This window comes from Streptomyces barringtoniae, from assembly GCF_020819595.1.
In the GTDB taxonomy this organism is placed as follows: domain Bacteria; phylum Actinomycetota; class Actinomycetes; order Streptomycetales; family Streptomycetaceae; genus Streptomyces; species Streptomyces barringtoniae.
The window spans coordinates 39,934-57,149 of sequence record NZ_JAJHNP010000013.1 but is presented as its reverse complement, the minus strand read 5'-3'; the positions used below and the strand labels follow the sequence as shown (position 1 = coordinate 57,149).

At 71.9% G+C, this 17,216-nt stretch carries 17 protein-coding genes; 8 read left to right on the top strand and 9 right to left on the bottom strand.

Annotated features, from left to right (window positions below; all coding sequences use genetic code 11):
- Window positions 1–95: 95 nt before the first annotated feature.
- Together LMU33_RS23670 and LMU33_RS23665 are read left to right on the top strand one after the other, a co-directional pair.
- Window positions 96–860: a DUF899 family protein gene (locus tag LMU33_RS23670; protein ID WP_228622549.1), complete on the top strand. Its 765-nt coding sequence runs from the start codon at window positions 96–98 to the stop codon at window positions 858–860.
- A gap of 153 nt (window positions 861–1,013) precedes the next feature.
- A complete protein-coding gene (locus LMU33_RS23665) occupies window positions 1,014–1,190 on the top strand; it encodes a DUF8839 family protein (protein ID WP_228622548.1) in 177 nt (58 codons plus the stop codon).
- 289 nt (window positions 1,191–1,479) lie between these two features.
- On the opposite strand, the gene LMU33_RS23660 is transcribed toward LMU33_RS23665, so the two are convergent.
- Both LMU33_RS23660 and LMU33_RS23655 read right to left on the bottom strand, forming a co-directional pair.
- Window positions 1,480–1,869 carry a hypothetical protein gene (locus tag LMU33_RS23660; RefSeq protein ID WP_228622772.1) on the bottom strand — a complete coding sequence of 130 codons (390 nt, stop codon included), beginning with the start codon at window positions 1,867–1,869 and terminating at the stop codon, window positions 1,480–1,482.
- 335 nt (window positions 1,870–2,204) lie between these two features.
- The gene (locus LMU33_RS23655) at window positions 2,205–2,978 is read right to left on the bottom strand and encodes an ATP-binding protein (RefSeq protein WP_249814161.1); all 774 of its coding nucleotides are present in this window, start codon (window positions 2,976–2,978) and stop codon (window positions 2,205–2,207) included.
- A gap of 222 nt (window positions 2,979–3,200) precedes the next feature.
- Here LMU33_RS23655 and LMU33_RS23650 point away from each other — a divergent pair, with 222 nt between their 5' ends.
- From LMU33_RS23650 to LMU33_RS23640, 3 genes are all read left to right on the top strand, one after another.
- On the top strand, window positions 3,201–4,061 hold the full coding sequence (locus LMU33_RS23650) for a Sco1979 family transcriptional regulator (RefSeq protein ID WP_228622546.1): 861 nt from the start codon (window positions 3,201–3,203) through the stop codon (window positions 4,059–4,061).
- The gene (locus LMU33_RS23645) at window positions 4,062–4,316 is read left to right on the top strand and encodes a DUF397 domain-containing protein (protein WP_228622545.1); all 255 of its coding nucleotides are present in this window, start codon (window positions 4,062–4,064) and stop codon (window positions 4,314–4,316) included.
- Between the two features lie 95 nt (window positions 4,317–4,411).
- Complete coding sequence (locus tag LMU33_RS23640) at window positions 4,412–5,221, top strand: SAM-dependent methyltransferase (RefSeq protein WP_228622543.1); 810 nt, start codon at window positions 4,412–4,414, stop codon at window positions 5,219–5,221.
- A 637-nt stretch (window positions 5,222–5,858) separates the two neighbouring features.
- On the opposite strand, the gene pdxR is transcribed toward LMU33_RS23640, so the two are convergent.
- Window positions 5,859–7,280, bottom strand: coding sequence for a MocR-like pyridoxine biosynthesis transcription factor PdxR (gene pdxR, locus LMU33_RS23635; protein WP_228622541.1), 1,422 nt, complete (start codon window positions 7,278–7,280; stop codon window positions 5,859–5,861).
- A gap of 46 nt (window positions 7,281–7,326) precedes the next feature.
- Here pdxR and LMU33_RS23630 point away from each other — a divergent pair, with 46 nt between their 5' ends.
- Window positions 7,327–7,845, top strand: a complete 519-nt coding sequence (locus LMU33_RS23630; protein ID WP_228622540.1) for a carboxymuconolactone decarboxylase family protein — start codon at window positions 7,327–7,329, stop codon at window positions 7,843–7,845.
- Window positions 7,846–8,130: 285 nt separating this feature from the next.
- Here the strand turns inward: LMU33_RS23630 and LMU33_RS23625 are convergent, their stop codons facing one another.
- From LMU33_RS23625 to LMU33_RS23615, 3 genes are all read right to left on the bottom strand, one after another.
- Window positions 8,131–9,618 (bottom strand): glutamate synthase subunit beta, encoded by a 1,488-nt coding sequence (locus tag LMU33_RS23625; RefSeq protein WP_228622539.1) that lies wholly within the window; start codon window positions 9,616–9,618, stop codon window positions 8,131–8,133.
- 639 nt (window positions 9,619–10,257) lie between these two features.
- A complete protein-coding gene (locus tag LMU33_RS23620) occupies window positions 10,258–10,737 on the bottom strand; it encodes an anthrone oxygenase family protein (protein ID WP_228622771.1) in 480 nt (159 codons plus the stop codon).
- Between the two features lie 188 nt (window positions 10,738–10,925).
- Window positions 10,926–11,621 carry a DUF2293 domain-containing protein gene (locus LMU33_RS23615; RefSeq protein WP_228622538.1) on the bottom strand — a complete coding sequence of 232 codons (696 nt, stop codon included), beginning with the start codon at window positions 11,619–11,621 and terminating at the stop codon, window positions 10,926–10,928.
- Between the two features lie 662 nt (window positions 11,622–12,283).
- Here LMU33_RS23615 and LMU33_RS23610 point away from each other — a divergent pair.
- Window positions 12,284–12,916 carry a nucleoside/nucleotide kinase family protein gene (locus LMU33_RS23610; protein WP_228622537.1) on the top strand — a complete coding sequence of 211 codons (633 nt, stop codon included), beginning with the start codon at window positions 12,284–12,286 and terminating at the stop codon, window positions 12,914–12,916.
- 49 nt (window positions 12,917–12,965) lie between these two features.
- On the opposite strand, the gene corA is transcribed toward LMU33_RS23610, so the two are convergent.
- Complete coding sequence (gene corA / locus LMU33_RS23605; RefSeq protein ID WP_228622536.1) at window positions 12,966–14,093, bottom strand: magnesium/cobalt transporter CorA; 1,128 nt, start codon at window positions 14,091–14,093, stop codon at window positions 12,966–12,968.
- Window positions 14,094–14,378: 285 nt separating this feature from the next.
- On the opposite strand from corA, the gene LMU33_RS23600 reads away from it, so the two are divergent.
- A complete protein-coding gene (locus tag LMU33_RS23600) occupies window positions 14,379–15,182 on the top strand; it encodes a methyltransferase domain-containing protein (protein ID WP_228622535.1) in 804 nt (267 codons plus the stop codon).
- Between the two features lie 75 nt (window positions 15,183–15,257).
- On the opposite strand, the gene LMU33_RS23595 is transcribed toward LMU33_RS23600, so the two are convergent.
- Both LMU33_RS23595 and LMU33_RS23590 read right to left on the bottom strand, forming a co-directional pair.
- Window positions 15,258–16,253 (bottom strand): carbohydrate kinase family protein, encoded by a 996-nt coding sequence (locus LMU33_RS23595; RefSeq protein WP_228622534.1) that lies wholly within the window; start codon window positions 16,251–16,253, stop codon window positions 15,258–15,260.
- Window positions 16,238–17,146 carry a pseudouridine-5'-phosphate glycosidase gene (locus LMU33_RS23590; protein ID WP_228622533.1) on the bottom strand — a complete coding sequence of 303 codons (909 nt, stop codon included), beginning with the start codon at window positions 17,144–17,146 and terminating at the stop codon, window positions 16,238–16,240. The genes LMU33_RS23595 and LMU33_RS23590 overlap by 16 nt, the downstream gene beginning before the upstream one ends.
- Window positions 17,147–17,216: the final 70 nt, after the last annotated feature.

Genomic DNA, 17,216 nt, shown 5'->3' with positions numbered 1-17,216 from the left:
GTCGAAGGTGCCGGAAAAAAATCTTCGCGCGCGGCGATGAGTTCCCCTCCCGGCGACGGTCACCACCCCGGACCGACCGTCGGACAGGAGGGCCCATGTCGCATCCGGAGATCGTCTCGCGTGAGCGGTGGCGCGCGGCGCGCGAGGAATTGCTGCGCAAGGAGGAGGCGGTCAGACGGGCCCACGAGGCGCTCGGGCAGGAGCGGCGCCGGCTGCCCATGGTCGAGGTCGACGCGGAGTACGTCTTCGAGGGCGGCGACGGCAAGGCCACCCTCCTGGACCTCTTCGAGGGCCGGGCCCAACTCGTCGTCCACCACTTCATGTTCGCCCCGGAGTGGGAGGCCGGCTGCCGGTGCTGCTCGGCCTTCCTGGACCAGGTCGGCCACCTCGCCCACCTGCGCTCCCGGAACACCGCCTTCGCGGCCGTCTCGCGGGCGCCGTTCACCCGGATCCTGCCGTTCAAGGCGCGCATGGGCTGGGTCGTGCCCTGGTACTCCTCGTCCCACGGCGACTTCAACCTCGACTTCGGGGCCACCGTGGAATCGGGCCAAGGCCAGGGTCAAGGCCAAGACCAAGACCAAGACCAAGACCAGGGCCAAGGCCAAGACCAGGGCCAAGACCAGGGCCAAGACCAGGGCCAAGACCGGGGCCAAGACCGGGGCCAAGACCGGGGCCTGATCGAGAGGCCCGGCATCAGCTGCTTCCTGCGCGACCACGACCGGGTCTTCCACACCTACTCGGTGTTCGACGACGGGCTGGACGGACTCGGCGCCCTCGCCGGTCTGCTCGACCTCACCGCGCTCGGCCGCAGCCCCGCCGGCAGCGACCGGCTGCGCCTTCACGACGAGTACGACCACTGACACGGAGGGTGCGGTTCATGTCGGAAAGTGAATGCTTTCTCACTCTCCGCGCCGAACGAGTGTAGGTAATGTCTCAGTCCCGTCACCGAGCGAGGCCTTTCCCTTCTCCAGGGCGTTAACTCCTAGAAGCACGACGCTTTCTGGAGGTGCGAGATGGTGAACGGGCGAACAGTGCTCGAACGCTTTCCCGCTGGTGGTCCGCGGGGATCCTGGCCCGCGGAGGAGTTCGCGCACGCGCGGCGTCTGGAAGGCCTGCCCGCCGAGGTCGTCATGGACCTCGCGACGGACACGTTCCTGGTGATCGTGCGGGGCGCCGAGTCGGCCGAGTGAGCGCGCGACTGCCGTCCGATGCGCTCGGCCTGTGCCGTCGCTCATGCACAGGAGGGCCGTGCTCAAGCCCGCTTCGGCGCCCGTGTCCGCGCCCGTGAACCGTTCCGCCCGCAGCGCGTACGGCTCGGCGTGGACACCTCCCCTGGCCGGCATTTCCTGAGGCGTCCCGGACTTCACGCACACCGTCCAGCACGGCCGTCGGCTCGTCCACGCCCAGCAGCCGAGAACCGAGCCCGCCCAACCCCGCCACGCCCCACGGCCACGCCCACGGCCGGAACCGGCGCCGCGCCTACGCGACGGCCCTGGACCAGTCCGGGGCCGTCCCCGTCACCCGGCACAGGGCCAGGTACAGCGGGATCGGCGGGGTGTACGGGACCGTGCCCGACGGGCGGTGGATGAGCCGGGCGGTGCCGGTGACCAGGGCGCCGGGGGCGTACTGGGCCGGGGAGGGCCAGGGGAGGGCGTAGTCGGAGTCCGACGGGACGATCCACCACCAGCGGGCGCCGTCCGTGTACACACAGCCCAGCCGGGGCAGCCGGGGTACGACGAGCGGGCCGAGGCGGTCGGGCACGGCCACGGCGTCGCAGCCGAGCGGTGCGGTCATGCCGTCCGGCATCGCGAGCCGGCGGGGCACGCCCGGGACGGACCTGCGCCGCTGCAGCCGCACCAGGGTGTCCAGGCCGAGGGCCGGTTCGGGCCCCCGGCCGACGGTGCCGACGGCACTGGCGGAACGGGCGGCACTGGCGGCACTGGCAGAACGGGCGGCACCGAAGACACCGGCGGCGCCGGGCGGGAAGGGGCTCGTGACGTTGTGCCTGTCGCCCCCGAGGAGGCGGCCGGTGACACCCTCCCGGTCGGAGTCGTAACCGCCGGAGTCGTGACTGCGGGAGTCGTAACCGCCGGAGTCGTAAGCGCCGGAGTCGTGACTGCGGGAGCCGTAACTGCCGGAGGCGTGGCTGCGGGAGTCGTACTCGCCGGAACCGGGCCCGTAGCCGCCGGAGTGGTACTCCGCGGTCACGGTCGCTCCCCCGCGCGGCGCTGCTCGGGGAACCGGTGCAGAGGCTGGTGCGGGGGCCGGTCCGGGGCGCGGTGCCGGTGGGGGTCCGGTGTCCCGGGGCGGTGCTGGTGCTCAGGGGTGTGAGGGTGGGGACGCCCAGCGGCCCGTTGCCGGCCCTCCGGCGTCTCGTCCTCGCCTGAGTCGTCCGGGCGGCCCGGCTTGGGGCGGGCGCCCCAGCCCAGGTCGGCCCGTGGAGCGGCGGTGTCGCGGTCCGCGTCGGTCCGGCGGGCCAGCTCGGCCCAGACCAGCAGCCCCGCCCCGTGTTCCTGGGCGCCCCAGGCCCGGCACAGCGCGTCGACGAGGAGCAATCCCCTCCCGTGCTCCTCGTCGGGCCGCTGCGGGGACGGGTGGGGTTCGCCTGGGGCACAGCCCTCGTCGCGTACGGCTATGCGCACGGTGTCGTCGTGGTCGTGCAGCTCGCACACCACACGACTGCTCGCGGTGTGCACGATCGCGTTCGTGACCAGCTCGGACATGACCAGGGCCGCGCTGTCGCAGGTGTCCGCGCACACCGACCAGCCGGTCAGCCGGGCGTGCGCGAGGCGTCTCGCCTGGGCGACGGAACCCGGGTGTGCGGCCAGCTCGAAGCGGAACCGGCGCCCGGCAGCGCCCCCGTCAGGGGCTGCTCCCGTGGCTGCGCCGAGACCGGGACGGTCTGCGGCGGCGTCTGTTCCTAAGGGCGCGGACGGAATCACGCTTGCCACTATCTCCCCGCCGTGAACACTTGGCAAGTATCACTCTGAAAAATGCAGAGTGCTGTGTGACTCGGTCAGAGGCCGTGGCACACTGCTCGCAACAGCACGTCGAGCGGCGCCAATTGGGGGCATCGGAGACCCGACCCGGTCTTCGAATGCATCTTCGAATGGCGCCGCAGGGCTGTCGGGAAACAGCAGGGCTGCCGGGAAACATCTGTCAGGAAACGTTCGGTGGAGGCGTGCGGTGGAGGTGAGAGCGTGAGCGAACCGCGGTCCGCGCCGACGGTGGGCCAGGTGGTCCTCGGCCGACGCCTGTTGGACCTGCGGGAACGCGCCGGACTGAAGCGCGAGGAGGCCGCCCGCGTCCTGCGCGTCGCGCCCGCCACCGTCCGCCGCATGGAGATGGCCGAGGTCGCCCTCAAGATCCCGTACCTGCAACTGCTGCTGAAGGCCTACGGCGTACCCGACGACGAGGCCGAACTCTTCGTCCAGCTCGCCGAGGAGGCCAACAGGCCCGGCTGGTGGCAGCGCTTCCACGACATCCTGCCCGGCTGGTTCTCGATGTACGTGAGCCTCGAGGGCGCGGCCGGTCTCATCCGCTCCTACGAGCCGCACTTCGTCCCCGGCCTGCTCCAGACGGAGGACTACGCGCGCGGTGTCCTCAAGTCCGGTGCCATCGGCCAGACCAGTCCGGACGACATCGAGCGGCACGTCGCCCTGCGCATGCAACGCCAGCAACTGCTCACCCGTCCCGACGCCCCCCGCTTCTGGGCGGTGATGGACGAGACCGCCCTGCGCCGCCCGGTCGGCGGGCCGGAGGTGATGCGCGCGCAGATCGACAAGTTGCTCGAGGCCACGAAGCTGCCTCATGTGACGCTCCAGGTCGCCCCGTTCGCGAGCGGGCCGCACCCGGGGACGTACGGGCCCTTCGTGCTGTTCCGATTCGCCATGCCGGAGCTGCCGGACATGGTCTACAGCGAGTACCTGACCGGCGCCGTCTACCTGGACGCGCGCGCGGAGGTGGCGACCCACCTCGAGGTCATGGACCGCATGGCGGCGCAGGCCGCTACGGCACAACGCACGAAGGAGATCCTCCGGGACCTCCGCAAGGAGCTGTGAATGGATCGCATCACGCCGCGCGGACGCGTCTACAACGGCATGCCCGCGCGGGAGTTGGGCAGCGAGGGCTGGCACAAGCCCTGGAGCGGCGGCAACGGCGGGAACTGCCTGGAGGCGATGAAGCTGGCCGACGGCCGGATCGCCGTACGCCAGTCCACCGACCCGGACGGGCCGGCGCTGATCTACACCACCGCCGAGATGACCGCGTTCATAGAGGGTGCCAAGGCGGGGGAGGCAGATTTCCTGCTGTCCTGACCAGACCGTGTATTGCTTCCCGCTCAACTTCCTTATCGTATTACTGACTTGATCATTCACTGCGCCGGACGTTCATGACGCTTATGGAGTGCCGCATGACAGGGCAGGACCGGACGGCCGTGGCGATCGACACCAGCAAGCCGCATCCCGCGCGGATGTACGACTGGTATCTCGGCGGCAAGGACAACTACCCCGTCGACGAGGCGATGGGCCGGCAGATGCTGGCCCTCGACCCCCGGGTGCCGGTGCTGGCCCGGGTCAACCGCGCGTTCATGCACCGCGCCACCCGCTGGCTGGCCCAGCAGGGCCTACGGCAGTTCTTGGACATCGGCACCGGCATACCCACCGAGCCGAACCTGCACCAGATCGCCCAGCAGGTCGCGCCCGACGCCCGGATCGTCTACTGCGACAACGACCCGATCGTGCTGGCCCACGCCGCGGCGCTGCTGCGCAGCACACCGGAGGGCGCGACCGAGTACCTGCAGGCCGACGTGCGCGATCCGGACGCGATCATCGCGGGTGCCAAGGAGATCCTGGACCTCGACCGTCCGGTCGCGCTCTCCCTGATCGCCCTGCTGCACTTCATCTCCGACGAGGACGGCGCGCACGACCTGGTCGGCCGGCTGCTCGCCGAACTGCCCTCCGGCAGCTACCTGATGATGACCCACGCCACGGCCGACTTCACCCCCGAGGAGTCGGCGGCCGCCACCGAGAAACTGAAGGCGGCCGGCGTCACCCTCGCCCTGCGCCCCCGCGACGAGTTCACCCGCTTCTTCACCGGCCTCGACCTCGTCGAGCCCGGCGTCGAGATCGTCCACAAGTGGCACCCGGAACTGGGCGAGCCGGTCCCGGGCCAGGACGACGGGGTGATTCCGGGGTACGGGGCGGTGGCCCGGAAACGGTAGGCCGGCGCCGCGCACCTGCTGAGCGGCGGGCTCGCCCCGGGTCCCGCGGCGGGCTCGCCCGGTAATCGGAGGGTAGGGCCTGCCCGGGCCCGCTCGGCGCTTATTCGGCTGCGCGGCCGAGCGCCAGCGCTTACGCTGCTCGCGGTTCAGGTGCGCAGGCAGCGGATCCTTCCGTCGCAAGTCATCGCTACCCCCCGATCCGCCGGACCCGCTCCGGCCGACCGGATCCCGGCAGCCGGCCGCAGTCGGCCACCGGGCGCGAAGGTTTACGTCACCGCCGCCGACCCCGATCTCTGAACCACCGCACCGCAGTCCGAAGGCAACCCGCTGCGCAGGCCGGAGGCCACCGGATTCCGCACGCCGGAGGCAACCCGCTGTGCAGGCGGGACGCGGCCGGGTTCCGTCGGCCGGGGGGAGCCGGATTCCGCACGCCGGAGGCAACCCGCTGTGCAGGCGGGACGCGACCGGGTTCTGTCGGCCGGGGGGAGCCGGATTCCGCACGCCGGAGGGGACCTGCTCCGCAGGCCGGAGGCGGCCGGGTCCCGTGGGCCGGAGGCGGCCGGGTCCGGTGGGCCGGAGGCGACCAGCTCAGCGGGCCGGAGGCAATCCGCTGCGCACGCCGGCGGCATCCCGCTCCTCACCCGGGAGGCAGCACCCCGCACAGCGCCTCCAGCGCCGCCCCATAGGCGTGTTCGGCGGCAGCCGCGTACCCCACGACCAGTCCGTCACCCGCAGTCGCCATCGCCTCCGGATGCCGGAACGCGGCGAGTCCGTCCAGGGCGATCCCCTGCCACGCGGCGGCCTTCACCGTGGACCGCTCCGTTCCCGGCGGCAGCCGCAGCACCGCGTGCAGCCCGGCCGCGATGCCCGTCACCGCGACATGCGGCGCGTGTCCGGCGAGCGCGGCGACGAGCCGGTCACGCCGGCGCCGATAGCGCTGCCGCATGCGCCGCACATGACGGTCGTACGACCCGGAGACGATGAACTCCGCAAGGGCCAGCTGGTCCGGGACGCTCGCCCAGCCCTCCCGCTCGCCCTTCGCCGCCAGCACCGGCCCGACATAGCGCTCCGGCAGCACCAGCCAGCCCAGCCGCAGCGCCGGTGACAAGCTCTTGCTGACCGACCCGAGGTGGATCACCCGCTCCGGATCGAGGCCCTGGAGCGCACCGACCGGCTTGCGGTCGTACCGGAACTCGCCGTCGTAGTCGTCCTCCAGTACGACCGTCCCACGCGCGCGTGCCCAGTCGATCACGGCCGCCCGGCGCTCCGGGTGCAGCGGCCCGCCCGTCGGGAACTGGTGTGCAGGCGTGAGCAGCACGGCCCGCTCCCGCCCGAGTACGTCCACCCGCGCGCCGTGCTCGTCCAGCGGCAGCGGCACCGTCCGCACCCCGGCCGTGGTGAGCAGCTCCCGGTGGAAGCCCAACCCGTACGCCTCCACGCCCAGCGGACCGCGCAGCACCCCGCCCGCACCCTGGCCGAACAGCAGCCGCAGCCCGTGCGCGAAGCCCGAGCAGATCACGATCCGGCCCGGCTCGGTCCGCACGCCACGCGCGCGTGCCAGATATTCGGTCAACGCCTCACGCAGTTCCCGGCGCCCGGCCGGATCCCCCGGCCCGAACGCCTCGTTCGGCGCCGCCAGGAGGGCTCGCCGGTAGCAGGCCGACCAGGCCGCCCGCGGGAACGCCGACGCGTCCGGTGTGCCCTGCCGCAGATCGTGTCGCGGGCCACGCGCGCGTGGAGGTGCTTCAGCGGGCGTGCGCACGGCGTGCCGCAACGGCTCCGCCCGGTCGGCGACCCGGGTGCCCGAACCCTGGCGGGCGGTCAGCCAGCCCTCCGCCACCAGTTCCGCGTAGGCGTCGGCCACCGTGTTGCGGGCCACGCCCAGATCGGCGGCGAGCGAACGGTACGGCGGCAACCGGGTGCCCGCCGCCAGCCGCCCACTGCGCACGGCCTCCCGCAGCGCCCGGGTCAGCGCCGCCCGCCGCCCGCCCGGACCCGAAAGCTCCAGATGCAGGTCGGCGCCGATCCGCTCCGCGGAATTGACCCACGATTCCGTCATGAAAATGCACCCTACAGCCGGTCTATCGGGCCCCTAGGTTGAAGCCATGACGACGAACACGAGCACCACCGCAGCCGACATCACCACCGCGATCGCCGAGGCCGAGGACGTCCGCGCCCGACTGGACTTCGCCAAGTCCGCCCCGAAGGTCTTCCGCGCCCTCATCGGATTCGACGCCGCCGCCCGCGCCGACCTCGACCCGGCACTGGTGGAGCTGATCCAGATCCGCGCCTCCCTGCTCAACCACTGCGCCTACTGCCTGCACATGCACACCAACGACGCGCGCAAGGCCGGCGAGAGCGAGGACCGGCTGCACATGGTGGCCGTCTGGCGCGAGGCCCGGCACTTCTTCACCCCCAGGGAACAGGCCGCCCTCGCGCTCACGGAGGCCCTGACCCTCGTCGCCGACGCCGGTGTCCCCGACACCGTCTACGCCGAGGCCGCGGCCCACTTCGACGAGCAGGAACTGGCCCACGTCATCGCCATGATCTGCACGATCAACACGTGGAACCGGGTGGCCCTGTCGACGGGGAAGGTGGCGGGGACGGACGAGCGGAAGGGATGACCCGAGCACGGTCGGCGTCGGCCCCGATCACCTGATCCCGCCAGTGACCTTCATCCCACCACGATGCCGATCAACGGCAATGGTGATCAACGGCGATGGTGATCAACGGCGATGGTGATCAACGGCAATGATGATCATTCATGATGGCGTGATTCGGCGGTGCCGAACCGGCAGCACCCCCGTCGGCCAGGACAACCCACGGCCACAGGAAACCGTCGGCCGCACCTGCACCCCCACCGGCTACACCCCCACCGGCTACACCCCCACCGGCTACACCCTCACCGGCTACACCCTCATCGGCCGATCCCTCGGAGAGACCGGTGCCGGCAGCCTTGAACTCCCGGTCAGATAGCGGTCGACGGCCGCCGCCACCGCCCGCCCCTCCGCGATCGCCCAGACGATGAGCGACTGCCCGCGCGCCGCGTCCCCGGCGGCGAAGACCCCGGGAACGTTGGTCGCGAAGCCGTCGTCCCGGGCGATCGTGCCGCGCGGATCGAGCCTCAGCCCCAGTTGCCCGATCAGCCCGTCCTCCTGGTCCGGCCCGGAGAACCCGAGGGCGAGCAGCACGAGATCGGCGGGAAGCACCCGGTCGGTGCCCGGCACCGGGCGACGCGCCTCGTCGACCTCCACCAGGTGCAGGGAACTCACCCGGCCGCCGTCGTCCCCGGTGAAGCGGAGCGTGGACGCCGCGAACAGCCGTGCGTCCGCGTCCGCCGCCGGTGCCGTACGCAGGTCCCGGGCCTCCTCGTGCGCGGCCGACAGCCGGTAGGTCTTCGGGTACGTCGGCCACGGCTCGGCGTATTCGTCGCGCTCGGCGCCCGGCTGCGCGTAGATGTCCAGTTGGGTCACGGACGCGGCTCCCTCGCGCACCGCGGTCCCCAGACAGTCCGCCCCGGTGTCCCCGCCGCCCACGATCACCACATGCCTGCCGGCCGCGGACAGCGGTGAAGCCGCCAGATCCCCCTCGCAGACTCGATTCGACAGCGGCAGATACTCCATCGCCTGGTGTATCCCGTTCAACTCCCGGCCCGGGACCGGAAGTTCCCGCCACGCCGTGGCTCCCGTGGCGATGACGACGGCGTCGTACCGTCCGCGCAGCTCCACCGCCCCGACATCCCGCCCGACGGCCGTCGACGTACGGAACTTCGTCCCCTCGGCCCGCATCTGCTCGATCCGCCGTTCCAGATGCCGCTTCTCCATCTTGAACGCGGGGATCCCGTACCGCATCAGCCCGCCGATCCGGTCGTCCTTCTCGTACACGGCGACCGTGTGCCCGGCTCGCGTCAGCTGCTGAGCCGCGGCGAGCCCGGTGGGCCCGGAGCCGATGACGGCGATCGTCTTCCCGGAGAGCCGATCGGGCGGCCGAGCCTGGGTGAAACCTTCCTCCCATGCCCGGTCGGCGATCGCGCACTCGACGTTCTTGATGGTGACGGCCGGCTGGTTGATCGCCAGCACGCACCCCGCCTCGCACGGCGCCGGGCACAACCGCCCGGTGAACTCGGGGAAGTTGTTCGTCGCGTGCAGCCGGTCGCTCGCCGCCCGCCAGTCCTCCCGCGAGACCAGGTCGTTCCACTCGGGGATCAGATTGCCCAGCGGACAGGCGTCGTGGCAGAACGGGATGCCACAGTCCATGCACCGGTCGGCCTGCTTGCTGATGATGGGCAGCAGCGCTCCCGGAACGTACACCTCGTCCCAGTCCCGCACCCGCTCCCCGACGGGCCGCCGCGCCCACTCCTGGCGCGGCGTGGTCATGAACCCCTTGGGATCGGCCATGGTCGTCTTCCTCGCGTACGGATACCGCGCGGGTATCGGATGTACGACGGGCCGTACGCCGTCGGGCGGCAACCCTCGGCACTCTTCCGGCACTCTTTCGGCCACGATACGTCCGCGCCGACCACCGCGCAGAGTGGCGGACAGCGCTTTCTCACGCCGCATGCCCAGCCCGGCACGGGCAACTTTCCGGCTCGCTGCCAAGGAGGCCTCAGGGGGCGGACAGGGGATGATCAAGGGGTGATCAAGGGGTGATCGGGGGGGGCGGGGAGTGGTCGGGGAGTGGTCAGGGCTTGATCGGGGCAGCAGCAGCTACAGGCCGATCAGGGCGTGATCGGGGGAGCAGCTACGGGCCGATCAGGCCGTGATCGTGGGCGATCACTGGGCGTCAGTCGGGCGTCGGCAGGGCGTCGGCAGGGTGGCGATCAGGGAGTGGCGGCAGGGTTGGTCAGGGTGGTCGGGGAGTGGCCGGGGCTGGCCAGGGAGTGTCCGGGTGTTGATCAGGGAGTGGTCGGGGGCTGATCAGGGATCAGCCAGGGGGCTGCCGGAGGTGGGTCGGGGGACGCTCGGGCATGAGCGGACCAGGGGGACCGCCGCTTGTCAGGATCGGGTCAGAAGAAGGGGGCCGGACCCTCACGGAGATCAGGCGAGCGCCAGTACGTAGACGAGGGCGGCCGCTGCGGAGGCGACGGTGCGGACGTGGTTCCAGAACGTCCACTCGCGCACATACGCCGGCCAGTACACGGCGGCCTCCGGGGCGCCCGGGGTCAGCCGTGCAAGCCTGTCGTTGCGCGGGACATTGGCGACGATCGTCAGCCCGAACGAGCCGAAGAGGTACAGCGCGCTGCCCAGCAGCAGTTCGAGCTTTCCCTCGTCCGGCCACACCACGAACGTCACCACCGCGATCATCGCGCTCAGCACCGCCGAGCCGGAGAACACCGACATGAAGGCGGGCCGGACCGCGGCGACATTGATCGCGTTCATCGCCGCGACACCCTGTGCCGGCGGCAGGGCGGCGAGCCCCCGCATCACAAAGGTCGAGAACGCGCAGAAGACCCCGGCCATCAGCCCGGTACCGAGAATCCCCACCACGACCAGCACGAAGAACGGCCCGTCGATCATTCCACGCCCCATCTCGTCTCGTTCCGCCCGGTACGCGCCCGGCGTCACCATCCCCCCAGTGAATGCCCGGGAGCGGGCCCAGACCATGGCCGGGAAGCGCGACTACAGACGCGAGCGTCTCCCTCCTCCTCCGCACCCTCCCCCCGCCTCCCCTCCCCCCTCCCCCCACCCCCCGCCTCCCCTCCCGCTCAGCCTGCCTCCGCCCCAGCGTCCTGCCAGGCCCGCAGCAGGCTCTCCACAGCCGGGGCGATCCGGCGGCGTGCCTCGAACCGTGACACCCCGCTCATCAGCAGCTGGTCGTACGGTGTGTCGACATGCCGTACGGCCGCCACGACCGCCGAGACCACCGCGCCCTCCGACAGCGCCCGCCCGGCCGCACTACGCCCGACCCGCCCACTGCCGCGCACGGACGCGTGCCCCGCGATGGCCCGCGCGCGGTCGGCAGGGCAGCCGGGAAAGAGCCGCAGAATCTCGGCAGCGAACGCCGCCGCGAACCGTTCGTCCTCCGCCGCCCGGCGTCGTGCGTCCCGCGCCCGCCGCCTGCGCCGCGCCTCCGCGTCCGCCAGACAGCGCGCCTCGGCCCGGGCCAGCGCGGCTTCCTCCACGAGCACGCCCTGCCGCTCGTAACGGCTCTTGCGCCGGTTGAACCGCACCACGACAACCGACAGCCCGCTCTCCTCCCTCGACCTGCGGGTCAGCGCCGTGTCGCCGCGCGGCAGGAACACCAGGTGTCCGAGGTCCGCGCAGTCCAGGCAGCGCGGTGCCCCGTCCTCCAGCACGAGCAGTGACAGCGGCCCGCGCCGGCACCTGGCGCACCGCTTGGGCTTCTGCGCCTGGATGACGACAAGCCGACCGGGGGAGTGGGGAGTTGAGGGAAGCGCCATACGCGGTACTTTCCCCGCCACCGCCCGCACCTCCCACGCCTTGCCTACTCCTTCTGGAAGTCCAACACCGACACTCGCGTACGGTGCCGCGCCGGAGCCTGGATCTCGTCCATCGCCGGCGCCGCGAGACCGGCGTACGACAGCCACGGCTCACCCGATCTGCCCTAGCCTCCGGCGACACCGGGCAGCCGCTCCCGCCGACGCGCTACGGTCCGTCCGCGGTCCGCCGTGCCCCAGGTGTCCGGCGGGCGGGAGCATCACCCAGTCGACGGGCCGTCCGTGCCTTCCCGCAGGCGCTCCGCTCCCGCGGTGCGGGCCCGTGCGATGCGGCGGAGCTCCGGCGGCAAGGCCAACGGAGCGTCCATCACCAGCTGTCCGACCGTGTCGAGCGGCTCCGCGCCCAGTCCCACCGCGCGGAACAGGCGCGCTCCGGGCCCCGGCGAGTCCGTCGAGCAGCGCGTCGGCCCGCCCTTCCCGCGCCCCGCCGCGCAGCTCTTTCCCCAGCAGGCTCCGCCGTCTCGTTCTCTCCACCGGACTGGGCCGTGCCCGGTCTCAGCGCCCCGCCCGTCCGCCGGTAGGTGCCGTCACTTCGCTCTCCGCCGGCCGGGTCCGTCCCGGCAGGCACTGTCACCTCACCTTCCGCCACCCGGCATCATGACCCTGTGCGACTCGAAGCGATCACCTGGGACCGGCTCGCCGAACTGCTCGCCGACCGGCTGGCCGGGTTGGAGTCGGCCGACGGCAGCGCCTGGTCGCGTGTCGGCTTCGACGGGGCCCCTGCCGCCCGGCCCGGCGATCTCGCCGAACGCGTCGGGGAGGCGCTGCGGGTGCGCGGCCGGCCCTCGCTCGTGGTCGGCACCGAGGGCTTTCTGCGCCCCGCCTCGCTGCGCCTGGAACACGGGCGGCGCGACGCGGAGTCGTACTACGGCGGCTGGTTCGACACAGGCGCCCTGTGGCGCGAGGTATTCGGCCCGCTCGACCCCGGCGGCAGCGGACGCGTCCTGCCCGATCTATGGGATCCGGCCACCGACCGGGCCACCCGCAGCCCTTATGTCCAACTCCCGCCCGGTGGCGTCCTGTTGCTCCATGGCCCCCTCCTGCTGCGACACTGGTTCCCCTTCGATCTGACCGTGCACCTCCTCCTCTCCCCGGGTGCCCTGCGCCGCCGTACCCCCGAGACCGAGCACTGGACGCTCCCCGCCTTCGAGCGCTACGAGTCCGAGACCGCCCCCGCCGGCGCGGCGGACGTCCTGGTACGCGCCGACGATCCCCGCCATCCGGCCTGGAGCGGCTGATCCGAGCGGCCGGCGGCAGGTTCCCGAGGCTCGGGCGGGCCCCCGCGGCTCAGAGCCAGCCGTTGCGCCGGAAGCCCCGGTACAGCACCACACACGCCGCCGCCATGACGCCCATGACCAGCGGATAGCCGAACCGCCAGTGCAGCTCCGGCATGTGGTCGAAGTTCATGCCGTACACCCCGCACACCATCGTCGGTACGGCGATCACGGCGGCCCAGGCCGTGATCTTGCGCATGTCCTCGTTCTGCGCGACGGTCACCTGCGCGAGGTGGGCCTGGAGAATCGAGTTGAGCAGTTCGTCGAAGGCGGCGATCTGTTCCTTGGCCCGTATCAGGTGGTCGAGCACGTCCCGGAAGTAGGCCTGTATCTCCGGGGCGACGACCCGTATGGGCCGGGTGGCAAGGTCTTCCACGGGGCGGCCGAGTGGCACCACCGCCCGCTTCAGCTCCAGCAGTTCACGCTTCATCTGGTAGATGCGGCCGGGGTCGAGTCGTGCGCTGTTCTCCGAGAACACCTCCGTCTCCACCTGGTCGATGTCGGCCTGCACCGCGTCCGTGACGTTCAGATAGTCGTCGACGACATGGTCGGCGATCGCGTGCAGCACCGCCGCCGGTCCCTTGGCGAGCTGATGTGGATCCGCCTCCAACTCCTCGCGCAGCGGGCCCAGTGAGCCGTGCCGGCCGTGCCGCACCGTGATGACGAAGTCCTCACCGACGAACACCATGATCTCGCCGGTGTTGACCACCTCGCTGGTCGCCGTCAGTTGTTCGTGCTCCACGTAGCAGACCGTCTTGAACACCGCGAAGAGCGTGTCGCCGTAGTGCTCGAGCTTCGGACGCTGATGAGCCTCGACCGCGTCCTCCACCGCCAGGGGATGCAGGTCGAAAAGCTCGGCGATGCCCGCGAACTCACGGTCCGTCGGTTCGTGCAGCCCGAGCCAGACGAACCCCTCGCCCGTCTTGCGCACCATCCGCACGGCATCCACCAGGTCCGTGCACTGCGGCACGCGCACGCCGTCCTGGTACGTCACACAGTTGACCACCGACGAGCCCAGCGGTGACCGGGCGGGGTGACTCAGGTCCACGCGCGGCTGCCGCCGGGCCAGCCGCGCCACCTTGCGCAGGCCGCCGACCCTGCTCAGCCCTGTGACCTTCCGCAGATTCCCCGCCATGGACATCTGGATCTCCTTGCCTGGATCTCCTCACGCAATGCTTTTGCGCCTTGCCCGGCAAGTCTGCCAGCCGAGGGCAAAGCGCGGGTAAGCCTGTGGGAACAGGATGTTCCGCTTGGTTCCCGGCTGTGGACGGGCCTCTTTGCCGGCTGTGGGTGGACCTCGTTGCCGGCTGTGGGCGGAACTCTTTCCCGGCCCTGGATCATCGATGCCGCGGCGGCCTCGGCCCGAGCCGCCCCCGGCCGGAGCGCCGGCGGTCCGGCCGGGCCGGGCGACTGGAATGATCGTGGCATGACCTCATCCGACGGATACCTCCTGGACAACCGGCAGAAGGAGGCCGCAGAGCGCTTTGACGCCTTCGCCGCCCTCTTCGATCCCACGACCTTCCGGCACATCGAGGCGTTCGGTATCGGGCCCGGCTGGCGCTGCTGGGAAGTCGGGGCCGGCGGCACCTCGGTGGTTTCCTGGCTCGCCAGAAAAGTGGGCCCCACCGGTCGGGTCGTCGCCACGGACATCGACACCTCGCGGATCACCGCTGCGGCCCAGGCCGGCAACCCGCCTGTGGAGGTCCGCGTCCACGACGTGGGCGCCGAGGAACCGCCGGGTGAGGGCTTCGACCTGGTCCACGCCCGGCTCGTCCTCGTCCATGTGCCGGACCGGGAAAGGGCGTTGCGGTCCATGATCCAGGCACTGCGGCCCGGCGGACGACTGCTCGTCGAGGATGCCGACCCGGCTCTCCAGCCCTTGATCTGCCCCGACGAGTACGGCCCCGAACAGCGGCTCGCCAACCGCCTGCGTCAGGGCTTCCGCAAGCTGCTCGCCGAACGTGGTGCCGATCTGTCGTACGGCCGAAAGCTCCCGCGTCTGCTCCGCGAGGCCGGACTGAGCGAGGTGGAGGCCGATGCGTTCTTCCCCATGACGTCACCTGCCTGCACCGCTCTTGAGGCCGCGACGGTCCGTCAGATCCGGGACCGACTCGTCACCGCGGGGCTCGCCACCGACGAGGACATCGACCAGCACCTGGGCAACGTCGAGGCCGGCAGCATGGACCTGGTCACCGCGCCGATGATCTCGGCGTGGGGAAGGAAGGACTAGCCAGGCGGGGAAGAAGGCATGCGGCGTTCGCTCGTCGGTTCGACACGGATCCCAGCCTGCCCCCCTGCCGCGGCGTCAGCGGCGCGGCGCGGGCCGAATCCGGGCTGACGGCGTCATCAGGGCGCCGTCCGGTGGCGGGTCGCCGCGCTCGGGACGCGGCGGTCTGGCGCCCACCTGTTCCACCGCCTCCGCACCCGCCCGGCAGCCGCGTACCGCGGCCTCCTCGGGGTCTGCGCCCGCGAGCAGGGCGGCGAGGAACGCGCCGGTGAAGGCGTCACCGGCGCCCGTGGTGTCCTGCGGGACCGCCGGTGTGGCCGGGACCCTGGTGGGTGTGCTTCCGGAACGGGCCACCAGCGCACCGTCCGCACCCGCCTTGGCGACCACCAGCGGGACGAGACGGCTCAGCTTGGCCGCCGCGTCCGCCGGATCGGGCAGCCCCGTCAACAGGCATGCCTCGTCCCGGCTGGGCAGCAATACGTCCAGCTCCTGCGCGAAGGCCAGGAAGCGATCCAGTCCAAGCCGCACCAGGAAGCCGGCCGACGCGGGATCGAGGCTGACCGGCACGCCACGCGCGCGTGCCGCCGCGAGCGCGGTCCGTGCGAGCTCCCGGCTCGGCTCGGTGAACAGCAGATAGCCCGACAGGTGCAGCCGGCCGACACCCTCGAGCAACGCGTCAGACCAGTCGGCGGGTTCGAGCCGCAAGGAGGCCCCGCTGTCCGTGAGGAACGTACGCTCTGCCGCCGCTCCCGCATCGACGAGGCAGATCACCGTCCCGGTCGCCGCTGTCGGATCGACCACCAGCCGGGGCCGCACCCCGGCCGCGATCAGCTCACGCTCGTGCCACGCGGCCGCGTCCTGGCCGACCCGCCCGAGCAGCCGTACGTCCGCACAGCGCGCGTGCGCGGCCCAGCAGGCCACGTTCGCGCCCGCGCCGCCCGGCAGCATGCGGATCGCGGCGGCGGTGTCGGTGCCGGCCGCGAGCGGCCTTAGGTGCCGGGCGATCACATCCGTCACCACGTCACCGACGACCAGCAGGGCCCCGTCCCGGCCCGCGGTCACCCTCTGGTCCATGCCGCGGCGATCCGCGCCGCCAGCCGTACGTTGCCGCGCACAGCGGCCAGATTGGCACTCAGGGAGGCCCCGTCGGTGTGCCGGACCAGGTAGTCCAGCAGGAACGGGGTCACCGCCTGACGGGAGATGCCCTGGTCCGCGCAGGCACGCAGTCCGTCGGCCAGCACGCGCGCGTGCAGCCCGGGATCGAGCTGCTCGGCCTCGGGGACGGGCTGGGCGACGATCAGCGCCGACGGTGGCGCCTCGAGCGCGTCCTGGGCCCGCATGACGTCCGCGACCTGCTCCGGGGTGTCCAGTGTCCAGTCGACCGGATGCCCCGAGTCGGACAGATAGAAGCCGGGGAACCGGTCCGTGCCGTATCCGGCGACGGCCACGCCCAGCGTCTCCAGCCGCTGCAGGGTCGCCGGCACGTCCAGGATCGACTTCACGCCCGCGCAGACCACCGTGATCCGGGTGCGGGCCAGCAGACCGAGGTCGGCCGACTCGTCCTGGGTCACCGTCCACTCCCGGTGCACACCGCCCAGCCCGCCGGTGGCGAACACCCGGAGGCCCGCGAGCGCGGCCAGCTGTGCCGTCGCCGACACCGTGGTCGCCCCGCTCGCCCCTCTCGCCATGGCCAGAGGCAGGTCGCGGTGGCCGAGCTTGCGGATGCCGTCCTCGTTGGCGATCCGCTCCAGTTGTTCCTTGTCCAGGCCGACGCAGGGGCGACCGTCGAGCACGGCGATGGTCGCCGGTACGGCGCCCTCCCGCCGCACCGCGTCCTCCAGTTCCAGCGCCACCTGCAGGTTGCGCGGGCGGGGCAGACCGTGCGCGATGATCGTGGACTCCAGGGCCACCACCGGCCGGCGTGCGTCGAGCGCTTCCCGGACCTCTTCCGACACCACCACGGGCACCGCCTCCTGTCCTGTCGGCCTTTCCTCATCTCTGGCGGGCGCCGGCCGCCGTTAAACGCCTGTCGGCCTG

What these genes read in the sequence shown, in the direction of transcription:
- LMU33_RS23670 (WP_228622549.1), top strand. Translation starts at nt 96, where the DNA reads ATGTCGCATCCGGAGATCGTCTCGCGTGAGCGGTGGCGCGCGGCGCGC.
- LMU33_RS23665 (WP_228622548.1), top strand. Translation starts at nt 1,014, where the DNA reads ATGGTGAACGGGCGAACAGTGCTCGAACGCTTTCCCGCTGGTGGTCCG.
- LMU33_RS23645 (WP_228622545.1), top strand. Translation starts at nt 4,062, where the DNA reads ATGGATCGCATCACGCCGCGCGGACGCGTCTACAACGGCATGCCCGCG.
- LMU33_RS23640 (WP_228622543.1), top strand. Translation starts at nt 4,412, where the DNA reads ATGACAGGGCAGGACCGGACGGCCGTGGCGATCGACACCAGCAAGCCG.
- pdxR (WP_228622541.1), bottom strand. Translation starts at nt 7,280, where the DNA reads ATGACGGAATCGTGGGTCAATTCCGCGGAGCGGATCGGCGCCGACCTG.
- LMU33_RS23630 (WP_228622540.1), top strand. Translation starts at nt 7,327, where the DNA reads ATGACGACGAACACGAGCACCACCGCAGCCGACATCACCACCGCGATC.
- LMU33_RS23625 (WP_228622539.1), bottom strand. Translation starts at nt 9,618, where the DNA reads ATGGCCGATCCCAAGGGGTTCATGACCACGCCGCGCCAGGAGTGGGCG.
- LMU33_RS23620 (WP_228622771.1), bottom strand. Translation starts at nt 10,737, where the DNA reads ATGATCGACGGGCCGTTCTTCGTGCTGGTCGTGGTGGGGATTCTCGGT.
- LMU33_RS23615 (WP_228622538.1), bottom strand. Translation starts at nt 11,621, where the DNA reads ATGGCGCTTCCCTCAACTCCCCACTCCCCCGGTCGGCTTGTCGTCATC.
- corA (WP_228622536.1), bottom strand. Translation starts at nt 14,093, where the DNA reads ATGTCCATGGCGGGGAATCTGCGGAAGGTCACAGGGCTGAGCAGGGTC.
- LMU33_RS23600 (WP_228622535.1), top strand. Translation starts at nt 14,379, where the DNA reads ATGACCTCATCCGACGGATACCTCCTGGACAACCGGCAGAAGGAGGCC.
- LMU33_RS23595 (WP_228622534.1), bottom strand. Translation starts at nt 16,253, where the DNA reads ATGGACCAGAGGGTGACCGCGGGCCGGGACGGGGCCCTGCTGGTCGTC.